Origin of the sequence: Shewanella sp. MR-4, from assembly GCF_000014685.1 — a bacterium.
Taxonomy (GTDB): Bacteria; Pseudomonadota; Gammaproteobacteria; order Enterobacterales; family Shewanellaceae; genus Shewanella.
Genome location: NC_008321.1, coordinates 1,923,509 through 1,936,141, shown reverse-complemented (window position 1 = coordinate 1,936,141; position 12,633 = coordinate 1,923,509). Strand labels below are relative to the sequence as shown.

Annotated in this window: 8 protein-coding genes; 4 read left to right on the top strand and 4 right to left on the bottom strand. The window is 48.4% G+C overall.

What is annotated here, in order from left to right:
• The 4 genes from SHEWMR4_RS08650 to sdhC are packed head-to-tail and all read right to left on the bottom strand — an operon-like array spanning nt 1 to nt 3,223.
• Complete coding sequence (locus SHEWMR4_RS08650; RefSeq protein ID WP_011622413.1) at nt 1–708, bottom strand: succinate dehydrogenase iron-sulfur subunit; 708 nt, start codon at nt 706–708, stop codon at nt 1–3.
• A gap of 11 nt (nt 709–719) precedes the next feature.
• Nucleotides 720–2,486 (bottom strand): succinate dehydrogenase flavoprotein subunit, encoded by a 1,767-nt coding sequence (gene sdhA, locus SHEWMR4_RS08645; RefSeq protein WP_011622412.1) that lies wholly within the window; start codon nt 2,484–2,486, stop codon nt 720–722.
• The gene (gene sdhD, locus SHEWMR4_RS08640) at nt 2,487–2,834 is read right to left on the bottom strand and encodes a succinate dehydrogenase, hydrophobic membrane anchor protein (RefSeq protein ID WP_011622411.1); all 348 of its coding nucleotides are present in this window, start codon (nt 2,832–2,834) and stop codon (nt 2,487–2,489) included. It lies immediately after the preceding gene.
• A complete protein-coding gene (gene sdhC, locus SHEWMR4_RS08635) occupies nt 2,828–3,223 on the bottom strand; it encodes a succinate dehydrogenase cytochrome b556 subunit (protein ID WP_011622410.1) in 396 nt (131 codons plus the stop codon). Before sdhC ends, sdhD begins: the two co-directional genes overlap by 7 nt.
• A gap of 416 nt (nt 3,224–3,639) precedes the next feature.
• Between sdhC and SHEWMR4_RS08630 the strand changes: the two genes are divergently transcribed.
• The 4 genes from SHEWMR4_RS08630 to SHEWMR4_RS08615 all read left to right on the top strand — a co-directional run bounded on the left by SHEWMR4_RS08630 (nt 3,640) and on the right by SHEWMR4_RS08615 (nt 12,616).
• Entirely contained in the window at nt 3,640–4,926 is a 1,287-nt protein-coding gene (locus tag SHEWMR4_RS08630; protein WP_011622409.1) for a citrate synthase, read from the top strand.
• 284 nt (nt 4,927–5,210) lie between these two features.
• Nucleotides 5,211–6,287, top strand: a complete 1,077-nt coding sequence (locus SHEWMR4_RS08625; protein WP_011622408.1) for an efflux RND transporter periplasmic adaptor subunit — start codon at nt 5,211–5,213, stop codon at nt 6,285–6,287.
• Nucleotides 6,288–6,299: 12 nt separating this feature from the next.
• The gene (locus tag SHEWMR4_RS08620; RefSeq protein ID WP_011622407.1) at nt 6,300–9,563 is read left to right on the top strand and encodes an efflux RND transporter permease subunit; all 3,264 of its coding nucleotides are present in this window, start codon (nt 6,300–6,302) and stop codon (nt 9,561–9,563) included.
• A complete protein-coding gene (locus SHEWMR4_RS08615) occupies nt 9,560–12,616 on the top strand; it encodes an efflux RND transporter permease subunit (RefSeq protein ID WP_011622406.1) in 3,057 nt (1,018 codons plus the stop codon). The genes SHEWMR4_RS08620 and SHEWMR4_RS08615 overlap by 4 nt, the downstream gene beginning before the upstream one ends.
• Nucleotides 12,617–12,633 lie beyond the last annotated feature (17 nt).

The following is a 12,633-nucleotide window of genomic DNA, read 5'->3' as shown; positions in this document are numbered from 1 at the left end:
TTACACAGCTCGCTTAAGCAGCATTGACTTAATGTGACCAATTGCTTTAGTCGGATTAAGTCCTTTTGGACAGACGTCAACGCAGTTCATGATGCCGTGGCAACGGAACACGCTGTAGGCGTCGTCCAGCTCAGAAAGACGTTCTTCTGTCGCTGTATCGCGGCTGTCGATCAAGAAACGGTATGCGTGTAGCAGACCGCTAGGACCGATAAACTTATCAGGATTCCACCAGAACGATGGACAAGCCGTAGAACAACATGCACACATGATACATTCGTACAGACCATCTAAATGCGCACGCTGTTCAGGTGACTGTAAATGTTCACGAGCAGGCATCTTCTCATCGTTGATGAGGAACGGCTTGATCTTCTCGTACTGCTTGTAGAACTGAGTTAAATCAACCACTAAGTCACGTACGACTGGCATACCTGGCAGTGGACGAATTTCCAACTTCTTACCTTTGAAGGTAGAGATTGGCGTAATACAAGCCAGACCGTTTTTACCGTTCATGTTCACACCGTCACTACCGCAAACACCTTCACGGCATGAGCGACGGAACGCTAACGTTGGGTCCTGTTCTTTTAACTTGATCAGTGCATCAAGCACCATCATGTCAGAGCCTTCAGCCACTTCGAGGCTGTAATCCTGCATGTAAGGTTTTGTATCTACATCAGGATTGTAACGATAAACTGCAAATTCCAATTTCATCTTTGCAACTCCTAGTAGGTACGTTTCTTCGGCGGGAATGCTTCACGTAACTTAGGCGCCATATTCACAGCACGACGGTCCATGGTTTCAGTCACAGGGTCAAACAGGGTGTGACATAACCAGTTATCATCATCACGCTCTAAATAGTCTTCACGTGAGTGAGCACCACGGCTCTCTGTACGGAAGTTAGCAGCATAAGCAGTGGCAATTGCCGTCGCCATCAGGTTGTCTAACTCTAAACATTCAATACGTTGAGTGTTGAATTCACGAGAGTTATCAGACAACTTGGCATTTTCTAAACGCTTACGGATAGCTTTTAACTGCTCTAAACCTTCTGCCATTGCATCGCCACGGCGGAATACAGAGAAGTTTAATTGCATGCAAAGTTGTAAATCTTTACGGATTTGCGCTGGGTCTTCGCCAGACTTGTTGCTTTCCCAGCGGTTTAAGCGTGCTAAAGTCGCTTGAATTTCCGCATCGGTCGCATCTTTTGGATCCGCAGTCTCATCGAGTGCTTTACCTAAGTGTTGACCCGCAGCGCGGCCAAAGACCACTAAGTCGAGCAGAGAGTTACCGCCTAAGCGGTTAGCACCGTGTACTGACACACAGGCAATCTCACCTACTGCGAATAAACCAACCACATCTTGCTCGCTGCCATCGTCATTCTTACGAATAACTTGACCGCTCACCTTAGTAGGCAGACCACCCATCATATAGTGACAGGTTGGGAGAACTGGGATTGGACCATCGGCCGGATCGATATGCGCGAAGGTACGAGAAAGTTCACACACGCCTGGTAGACGGGCTTCTAAGGTCTCTTTACCTAAGTGGTCGAGTTTCAGTAAGCAGTGTGGGCCTAATGGACCATCTAAACCACGGCCTTCACGGATTTCAGTCATCATAGAACGTGCTACCACGTCACGAGATGCTAAATCCTTGGCGTTTGGCGCATAACGCTCCATGAAACGCTCGCCGTCTTTGTTCAGCAGGTAACCGCCTTCACCACGACAACCTTCAGTCACAAGTACACCCGCACCAGCGATACCGGTTGGGTGGAATTGCCACATTTCCATATCTTGCATCTGAACACCAGCACGCATTGCCATACCAACACCGTCACCGGTATTGATGTGTGCGTTTGTGGTTGATGCGTAGATACGACCAGCACCGCCTGTAGCTAATACAGTGGCTTTGGCTTTGAAGTAAACGATCTCACCGGTTTCGATTTCAATCGCAGTACAACCTACGATGGCACCGTCTTGGTTTTTCACTAAATCGAGGGCATACCATTCAGAAAACACTTGAGTTTTGTGTTTAACGTTCTGTTGGTATAAGCAGTGAAGGAGTGCGTGACCGGTACGGTCTGCCGCTGCAGCGGTACGCGCCGCTTGTTCACCACCGAAGTTTTTAGATTGACCACCGAAAGGACGTTGGTAAATCTTACCGTTATCGAAACGAGAGAAGGGTAAACCCATATGCTCGAGTTCAATAATGGCTTCTGGACCGGTTTGACACATGAATTCGATAGCGTCTTGGTCACCGATAAAGTCGGAACCTTTTACGGTATCGTACATGTGTTGTTCCCAATGGTCTTCATGGGCGTTACCTAACGCAACGGTGATACCACCCTGCGCAGATACGGTATGAGAACGGGTTGGGAATACTTTAGATAAAAGCGCACAGCTCTTACCTTCTTTAGAAATCTGTAATGCTGCGCGCATACCGGCACCGCCGGCACCAATCACTACAGCATCAAACTCACGTACTGGAATACTCACTTAGACACCCCACACAATAACAATGCCGGCCGCCAGATAACAAAAGACGGTGACGACGAAGGTGAACTGTAAAACACCGCGTAACGAAGTGCACTTGACGTAATCCGTCAATACTTGCCATACACCAATCCAGGCGTGAACAAGCAGTGCAACTAGCGCAAGCAGGGTAAACACTTTCATTGGCAGAGCGCTAAACAGGCCGTGCCAAACGTCATAGGTGAGAGGGGAACTACATGCAATAAAGCCAACCATGAAAATGGTGTAACAGGCGAGGATTACTGCACTAGCGCGTAGTAGAATAAAGTCATGAACACCACTGCGTCCAAAACTTGCTGCATTGGTTACCATACCCATAACCCCGCTAAAATTGAAAAGGCTACCGTCAGTACAAATACAGCTTTCGCTGAGGCGGTGCCCGAAGCCAACTCTTCCCAACGACCGGTATCCATTACTAAGTGGCGTAGGCCACCGAATAAGTGATAAGCCAGTGCAGTCAAAATGCCCCACATGATGAACTTCACGACGAAGTTATCAAACAGAGATTGTACGCCTGCGAAACTTTCAGCGGAGGCTAAAGATGAATTTAGCAACCAAATAAGAATGCCAACAGCGAACAGCATGATGACACCGGATACACGGTGAAGAATTGACACAATCGCTGTTGCAGGAAAGCGAATGGTCTGCAGATCTAAATGGACAGGTCTTTGCTTTTTCACGTTCTGCTCACTCAGCTCCATTGAGCATTTTTTTTGTTATGTGAACCGCTTTTGTACAAACTTTAAACCGAGGGGTAAATCAGGGCAAAAGTAAACACAAAAGCAAAGTTTAAACAAACAGATAACTATTTGAACACTCACTTATTTAACATGTAAACAAAGGGTGTTTTAACATCATCGTTTGCAGCCATTATTAGGCGGAGGCAAGTATACTCGCGCGAAATGTCAAATACAAACATCACAGAATGCAAATTTTGTTTTTTTAAGGATATTTTCACCTAAGTGCCAGCTGCACCAAGGAAAGTAAAGAGATTTATACCATGGTCTAACAAATTTAAACGCTTATTTAAATTGAAATGTGATCTAGAATGGCTGTAAAGTAATGGCGGTTTGACATGCCGCACTCACAGATAAGAACGAAGTAAGGAGAACGGGGTATGGCTGATTTAAAAGCCAAATTAGAATTACCAGGGAACGACTCGATAGAATTGCCAGTAAAGCAAGGATCCGCTGGTTTTGACGTAATCGATATCAGTAAACTTGGCAGCAAGGGTTACTTCACTTTTGATCCAGGTTTTCTCGCGACAGCCTCCTGTGAATCTGCAATTACCTATATCGATGGCGATCAAGGTATATTGTTACACCGCGGCTATCCAATCGAGCAACTCGCCGTTGACTCAGATTACTTAGACCTGTGTTACCTGCTGCTTTACGGTGAACTGCCGACGAAAGAGCAATATGCTGAATTTGTACACACAGTAAAAACCCACACTATGGTTCATGAGCAACTCGCCTTCTTCTTTAGAGGTTTCCGTCGTGATGCTCATCCTATGGCGATGTTATGTGGTGTCACTGGTGCATTGTCTGCATTTTATCAAGACTCACTCGATGTCAACGATCCTCGCCACCGCGAAATCGCCGCTTATCGCCTAGTCTCCAAAATGCCAACGATTGCCGCTATGTGCTACAAGTACTCTTCTGGCCAGCCATTCGTTTATCCACGCAATGACTTAAGCTACGCAGGCAACTTCTTAAGCATGATGTTTGCCGTTCCTTGCGAAGAGTACAAGGTAAACCCAATCGTTGAACGTGCTATGGATCGTATCTTCATTCTACATGCGGATCACGAACAAAACGCGTCAACGTCAACCGTACGTTTAGCCGGTTCTTCAGGCGCGAATCCATTCGCGTGTATCGCTGCGGGTATTGCTTCTCTATGGGGCCCTGCACACGGCGGCGCGAACGAAGCTTGTCTACAAATGTTAGAAGAAATCGGTTCAGTGGACCGTATTCCTGAATTCATCGCCCGTGCGAAAGACAAGAACGACCCATTCCGTCTGATGGGCTTCGGACACCGTGTTTACAAAAACTTTGACCCACGCGCCAAAGTCATGCGTGAAACCTGTCACGAAGTGTTAAAAGAGCTGAAAGTACAAGATCCATTATTAGATGTTGCGATGGAACTTGAGCGTATCGCATTGGAAGACGAGTACTTCATTTCGAAGAAACTCTATCCAAACGTCGATTTCTACTCTGGCATCATCATGAAAGCCATTGGTATTCCAACTAGTATGTTCACTGTACTGTTTGCATTAGCACGTACTGTGGGTTGGATTGCTCACTGGAAAGAAATGTTGGATCAACCTGGTCACAAGATCAGCCGTCCACGTCAGCTATATACTGGCGAGACTGCGCGTGACTTCGTTAGCCAAGATAAACGCTAAACTGCATTTATCGATAAAAGCGCCCTCTGGGCGCTTTTTTATTGGTATTTTTTATCCACGCCCTTCTCTCTCCCATCAGTCCCGCTAGCACAATAGCCAATCTCTCCTCACAGGTTATTTAGCATTTCTCATCACTTTTTAAACTTTTTAGCTACATTTAGTAAGTTTGCCTAATCCACAATCTCATAATTTTAAGTTAATTTACTGAAATTAATGTATTTTTAATTTTGGCATGTTTTTCGCTTTAAGATGGCATCACAAAAATGACTACAGGTAATACTCTTATGGAAAAGTCAAAAATTGCTAAGTTCGCCCTACCCGTGCTGTTAGTGTCAATGTTAGCGGCATGCGGCGAAGAGGAAGTGGCTAAAAAAGAAGAACAATATGCCATCCCCGTCGAAACCACTACCGTACTGCAGGGTAATGTGTCTTCGTTTTATAGCACTACGGCGACCCTCGAAGCTCCGCAGGAAGCCAATGTCGTCAGCCGCATTGCCGGCCTTATCGAAGCCATTAATGTCGAAGAAGGTGACCGGGTACAAAAAGGTCAAATCCTCGCGGTTATCGATGCTAAACGTCAGCAATACGATCTCGACCGCTCCGAAGCCGAAGTGAAAATCATCGAGCAAGAGTTAAACCGCTTAAAGAAAATGAGCAACAAAGAGTTTATCAGTGCCGACTCGATGGCCAAGCTTGAGTACAACCTACAGGCCGCTATCGCCAAACGCGATCTTGCCGAACTACAAGTCAAAGAAAGCCATGTGGTCTCCCCCATCAATGGCATTATTGCTAAGCGTTATGTGAAGGCTGGTAACATGGCGAAGGAGTTTGGGGATCTGTTTTATATCGTCAATCAAGACGAGCTGCACGGGATTGTGCATTTACCCGAGCAGCAATTAACTAGCCTGCGTTTAGGCCAAGAAGCCCAAGTCTTTAGTAATCAGCAGAGTAAAAACGCTATCCACGCGAAAGTATTGCGGATAAGCCCAGTGGTCGACCCACAGAGCGGCACCTTTAAAGTGACGTTAGCCGTACCGAATCAGAATGCCCATTTAAAGGCCGGTATGTTCACTCGGGTCGAATTGAAGTATGACACCCATGAAAATGTAATCACTGTGCCCTACAGCGCCCTGATCAACCAAGACAACAAACAAGCCCTGTATGTGATTGATGGCACGAGCGCAGATCATCGCGCCAACCGCCGTGAAGTCGAAATTGGTTACCGTGAAGGCGACGCGGTGGAAGTGGTCTCCGGCCTCAAACCCGGCGAGCAAGTCGTGACCCGTGGCCAGCAAAATTTGAAAGACCAATCCTTAGTTGAAGTCATTACCCCACTCGATTTGGCCTCAGCGAAGAACTGATAGGAGTCTTTCATGTCAATCATCAGCACCTCAGTTAAACGGCCAGTCACGGTATGGATGTTCATGCTGGCCATTATGTTATTCGGTATGGTGGGGTTTTCGCGCTTAGCAGTAAAACTCCTGCCCGATTTAAGCTACCCCACCTTGACCATTAGAACCATGTACGACGGTGCCGCGCCCGTTGAAGTGGAGCAATTGGTTTCAAAACCCATTGAAGAAGCCGTCGGTGTGGTGAAAGGCTTGCGTAAGATAAGCTCTATCTCCCGCTCAGGCATGTCTGATGTGGTACTCGAGTTCGAATGGGGTACCACTATGGATATGGCAAGTCTCGATGTGCGTGAAAAACTCGACACTATCGCCCTGCCACTGGATGTTAAAAAGCCATTATTGCTGCGCTTTAACCCCAACCTAGACCCTATTATGCGCCTCGCGCTATCGGTACCTAATGCGTCTGAGGCTGAACTCAAGCAGATGCGTACCTACGCCGAGGAAGAACTTAAACGCCGTTTAGAAGCTCTTTCAGGTGTAGCAGCGGTGCGTTTATCCGGTGGCTTAGAGCAGGAAGTGCATATTCAGCTCAATCAGGAAAAATTATCCCAGCTCAATTTGAATGCCGACGACATTAAACGCCGCATCAACGAGGAAAACATCAACTTATCTGCGGGTAAAGTGATCCAAGGTGACCGCGAATATCTGGTTCGTACCCTTAACCAATTCAATTCATTGGAAGAACTAGGGCAAGTGATCGTCTATCGCGACGCACAGACCTTAGTACGTCTATTTGAAGTTGCGACCATTACCGATGCCTTTAAAGAGCGTAGCGACATCACCCGTATCGGTAGCCAAGAGTCGATTGAACTGGCTATCTATAAGGAAGGTGATGCTAACACGGTCGCGGTGGCTAAAAAGCTGCGCGATGAGCTAGTCAAAATCAACCAAGATCCTAAGCAAAACAAACTGGAAGTGATTTACGACCAGTCCGAGTTTATTGAGAGTGCCGTTAGCGAAGTCACCTCATCTGCACTGATGGGCAGCATTTTGTCTATGTTGGTGATTTACCTGTTCCTGCGCAATATTATCCCGACGCTGATTATCTCTATCTCCATCCCCTTCTCGGTGATTGCCACCTTTAACATGATGTATTTTGCCGATATCAGCTTAAACATCATGTCATTAGGCGGTATTGCGCTCGCTATCGGTCTATTGGTCGACAACGCCATTGTGGTGCTGGAGAACATCGACCGCTGCCGCAGCGAAGGCATGAGTAAGTTAGATGCGGCTGTCACAGGGACTAAAGAAGTAGCGGGCGCGATTTTCGCCTCGACCATGACTACACTCGCAGTGTTTGTCCCCTTGGTATTTGTCGATGGTATTGCGGGCGCCCTATTCTCTGATCAAGCCCTCACAGTGACCTTTGCCTTGCTCGCATCACTCTTGGTGGCACTAACCTCAATTCCAATGTTGGCCTCCCGCGAAGGCTTTACAGCACTGCCCGAACTCATCAAGAAGACCCCAAAGGAGAAACCCACGACTAAGCTCGGTAAGTTAAAACACTATAGTGCGACGGTATTTTCCTTCCCGATTGTGTTGATCTTTAGCTACTTACCGAGTGTATTGCTGACTTTAGCGTTAGTCATTGGCCGCTTCTTTTCTTGGCTGCTCGGGTTAGTAATGCGCCCGCTCAGCAGTGGTTTTAACTTTGTTTACCACGCTATCGAGTCGGTTTATCACAAACTGCTCGCGATGGCGCTACGTAAACAAGTCGCCACTTTGTTACTGACCATAGGGATCACTGGCGCCTGTATTAGCTTGCTGCCCCGCCTTGGCATGGAGCTCATCCCACCGATGAACCAAGGGGAGTTTTATGTGGAGATCCTGCTGCCTCCTGGCACTGCGGTCGGTGAAACAGACAAAGTACTGCAACAACTCGCGATGTCGATTAAAGACAGACCCGAAGTCAAACATGCTTACAGCCAAGCGGGCAGCGGCGGTCTAATGACCTCTGATACCGCCAGAGGCGGTGAAAACTGGGGGCGTTTACAGGTCGTACTCAGCGATCACACGGCTTACCACCAAGTAACACAAGTGCTGCGTGACACCGCGCGCCGCATTCCTGAGCTGGAAGCTAAAATCGAGCAACCTGAACTCTTTAGCTTTAAAACCCCATTGGAGATTGAGCTTTCGGGTTACGATTTACACTTGCTTAAGCGCAGTGCCGATAATCTGGTTAAGGCGCTTTCCGCCTCCGATCGCTTTGCCGATGTGAATACTAGCCTGCGTGACGGTCAGCCAGAACTCAGTATTCGCTTCGACCATGCCCGCTTAGCCGCCTTAGGCATGGATGCGCCCACAGTCGCCAATCGTATTGCCCAGCGCGTTGGCGGTACAGTTGCCAGCCAATACACAGTCCGCGACCGCAAAATTGATATTTTAGTGCGTAGCGAACTGGATGAGCGGGATCAAATCAGTGATATCGATGCGCTAATCATCAACCCGAACAGCCAGCAACCGATTGCCCTAAGCGCCGTGGCCGAAGTGTCATTGCAATTAGGCCCATCGGCGATTAACCGCATCAGCCAACAACGAGTGGCCTTAGTATCGGCCAACCTTGCCTATGGCGACTTAAGTGATGCGGTGGCCGAAGCGCAGCAAATTCTGTCTGCACAGGTGTTGCCCGCCTCGGTTCAAGCACGCTTTGGTGGACAAAATGAGGAAATGGAGCATTCATTCCAATCACTGAAGATTGCGCTGATCCTGGCGGTTTTCCTGGTGTACTTAGTGATGGCGAGTCAATTCGAATCACTGCTGCATCCGCTGCTAATTTTATTCGCCGTGCCGATGGCGCTGGCAGGTAGCGTGCTTGGTCTTTATATCACCCAAACCCATTTGAGTGTGGTGGTGTTTATCGGCCTTATCATGCTCGCGGGGATTGTGGTCAACAACGCCATCGTACTGGTAGATAGAATTAATCAGCTGCGCACCGAAGGCGTGGACAAGCTTGAGGCCATTAAGGTCGCGGCCAAATCCCGTCTGCGCCCGATTATGATGACCACCTTAACCACCACTTTAGGTTTGCTGCCAATGGCGTTAGGTTTAGGCGATGGCTCAGAAGTCCGCGCACCGATGGCGATTACCGTGATCTTTGGTCTGAGCCTCTCGACCCTGTTGACCCTGATTGTTATCCCTGTGCTCTATGCCCTGTTTGACCGTAAAAAGTTTGAACATACCGCCACAGCGCAAGACAACACGGCCGAAACCGCGGAGGCTCGCCTATGAACCTCACCCGTTTAGCGATAAAACGCCCAGTCACCACCAGCATGTTTTTCTTTGCTATCTTGCTGTTTGGTCTGGCTTCTAGCCGCCTACTGCCGCTCGAAATGTTCCCTGGTATCGATATTCCGCAAATCGTGGTGCAAGTGCCTTACAAAGGCTCAACCCCTGCGGAAGTCGAGCGCGATATCACTAAGGTGCTCGAAGAGTCCCTCGCCACTATGGGCGGTATCGATGAGCTCGAATCTGAGTCTTCCCAAGAAGGCGCTGAAATCGAAATCAATATGAAATGGGGCGAAAACGTTGCCACTAAAAGCTTAGAGGCGCGGGAAAAAATCGATGCGGTGCGACACTTATTGCCCAAGGATGTTGAGCGGGTGTTTATCCGCCAATTCTCCACCGCCGATATGCCGGTATTGACCATACGGATTTCGAGCGACCGCGAGCTTTCTGGCGCATTCGACTTACTTGATAAACAGCTCAAGCGCCCGCTGGAGCGGGTCGAAGGGGTGTCTAAGGTCAATCTCTATGGGGTTGAGCAAAAGCAGATTGAGGTCAGGATCAATGCCAACCGCCTCGCCGCCAGTGGTTATTCGGCAACTGAGTTACAGACACGTCTCGGCCGCGAAAACTTTGTACTCAGCGCTGGCACCTTAAGGGAAAGTAATCTGGTTTATCAGGTGTCTCCTAAGGGCGAGTTTCGCAATCTGGAGGACATTAAAGCCCTAGTGCTATTACCAGGGCTGACCTTAGGTGACGTTGCCAATGTGCAATTTGCGCTACCTGAACGGGTCGAAGGTCGTCACTTAGATAAGCATTACGCCGTGGGTCTGGATGTGTTTAAAGAATCCGGCGCCAACTTAGTGGAAGTGTCTGATCGGGTATTAAAGGTGATTGAGCTTGCCAAGCAAGATCAACAATTCCAAGGTATCCGCTTGTTTATCATGGAAGATCAAGCCTCTGGCGTAAAATCTTCCCTCTCGGATCTGCTGCTGTCGGGATTAATCGGCGCCTTGCTGTCTTTTATCGTGCTGTATTTATTCCTGAGAAACTTCAAGATGACCTTGATTGTGGTGTCATCAGTGCCGATTTCGATTGGTATGACACTGGCCGCCATGTACCTGCTAGGTTACAGCTTAAACATTCTGTCGATGATGGGGCTATTATTAGCGGTCGGTATGCTTATCGATAACGCTGTAGTGGTCACCGAGAGTGTGCTGCAAGAGAAGCAAGGCAAAGATACTAAGAGCGCAGAGGACAATGAAAACGCAGTCATGACAGGGGTCGATAAGGTCAGTCTTGCCGTACTTGCGGGCACTATGACCACGGCTATCGTGTTTTTACCCAATATCTTCGGGGTAAAAGTCGAGCTTACCATCTTCCTTGAGCATGTAGCGATTGCGATTTGTATTTCGCTGGCGGCCTCACTGTTAGTGGCTAAAACATTAATTCCATTGATGTTGACTAAGTTTCACTTCGATATCGCGCCGGAGAAAGCACCCGGTAAGTTGCAAAACTTCTACAACCGTAGCCTCAATTGGGTGCTGCTGCGCCCTTGGCGTTCAGGCCTAATTTCGGTGGCCATTTTGGTATCCACCGCCCTACCGCTGTCGATGGTCAAGCAGGATCAGGAGGACAGCCAAAGCAAGGAGCGTATTTACATAAACTACCAAGTAGAAGGTCGCCATAATCTCAATGTGACCGAAGCGATGGTGAGCCAAATGGAAGAGTATCTTTATAATAATAAAGAGGAATTCCATATCGACTCAGTGTATAGCTATTATGCGCCAGACGATGCTTCCTCGGTGATTTTGCTGAAAAAAGACCTACCTATGCCACTGGATGAATTAAAGAAGAAAATCCGCAGCGGTTTTCCTAAATTCTCCATCGCGAAACCTCAATTTGGCTGGGGTAATGATAACTCGGGCGTGCGTGTCACGCTCACAGGCCGCTCCACCTCAGAGCTTATCCATTTGAGTGAGCAAGTATTGCCCCTGCTCTCCAATATCAAAGGCTTAGTGGATGTGCGCTCCGAAGTGAACGGCGCGCAGCAGGAAGTAGTGATCCGCATTAATCGACAGATGGCGGCACGACTGGATTTAAAACTCAACGAAGTGGCCTCTAGCATCTCCATGGCCCTGCGCGGCTCACCGCTGCGCTCATTTAGGCACGATCCCAATGGGGAGCTGCGTATCGAAATGGCCTATGAGAAGGAATGGCAAAAATCCCTCGAGAAGCTCAAGCAACTGCCTATCGTGCGTATCGACCAACGCCTGTATACCCTTGATAACCTTGCCAGTATCGAGATTTTACCTAGGTTCGATACCATCAAGCACTACAATCGCCAAACCTCGCTTTCTATCGGCGCGAACTTAGATAAGCTCACCACAGAGGAAGCCCAAACTAAGATCAAACAGGTGATGGAAAACGTGCGCTTCCCGAATGGTTATAACTATTCGCTGCGCGGTGGGTTTGAGCGTCAGGATGAAGATGAGAGCGTCATGGCTATCAATATGCTGCTTGCTATCGCCATGATTTACATCGTAATGGCGGCGCTGTTTGAATCTTTATTATTACCGACGGCGATTATCACCTCGATTCTGTTCTCAATCACTGGCGTCTTTTGGGCATTGCTGCTCACAGGTACGCCTATGTCAGTCATGGCCATGATAGGGATCTTGATTCTCATGGGAATTGTGGTGAATAACGGCATCGTATTGGTCGACCAAATCAACCAAGTGACGCCTGAACTCGATAAGCTGTCAGATACCATACGTGAAGTCTGTATTACCCGTCTGCGCCCTGTGCTAATGACGGTGGGAACAACCGTGCTGGGCCTTGTGCCACTGGCGATGGGCGAAACCCAAATCGGCGGCGGTGGTCCACCCTACTCACCGATGGCCATCGCCATTATCGGCGGTTTGTCGTTCTCAACGGTGACGAGTCTGTATTTGGTTCCCTTGTGCTACCAACTGCTCTACAGAATGCGTTATCGCGCCGCGGTGCGCCTAGGTGAATCAAACCGCATCGCCCAAAAACTCCTCCCTTGGACGGTATAGCTTCATAAAAAGAAAGG